Origin of the sequence: Bacillus sp. SIMBA_008 (assembly GCF_046535495.1) — a bacterium.
In the GTDB taxonomy this organism is placed as follows: Bacteria; Bacillota; Bacilli; order Bacillales; family Bacillaceae; genus Bacillus; species Bacillus subtilis.
Genome location: NZ_JAWRWL010000699.1, coordinates 1 through 261, shown reverse-complemented (window position 1 = coordinate 261; position 261 = coordinate 1). Strand labels below are relative to the sequence as shown.

Here is a 261-nt window from a genome sequence, read left to right as displayed (position 1 = left end):
CCCTATAGAGAGCAGTTTTTATTAGAACCAACCTTTTACTGTGTCAACGATTCCGCCCCAAATGCCAGCGAAGAATCCACCTACACTACGCATTGCAAGAATGAACCAGTTTGCTTTTTCATCGCCTGTTTTCGTTATTAGCTCAACACCTGATTGATCTTTATTCAAATAGCCGTAGTCCTTCTCATCACCTGAATAAGAAGTCGTCAGCATGCCAACCTTCGTTCCTTTTTTCATAGGAGCTTCTAGTTTCGTTTTCTC

At 41.8% G+C, this 261-nt stretch carries 1 pseudogene; it reads right to left on the bottom strand.

The features are described 5' to 3' along the window. Positions 1-21: 21 nt before the first annotated feature. Positions 22-261: pseudogene (locus SB658_RS25045) on the bottom strand (D-alanyl-D-alanine carboxypeptidase); the annotation flags it as partial.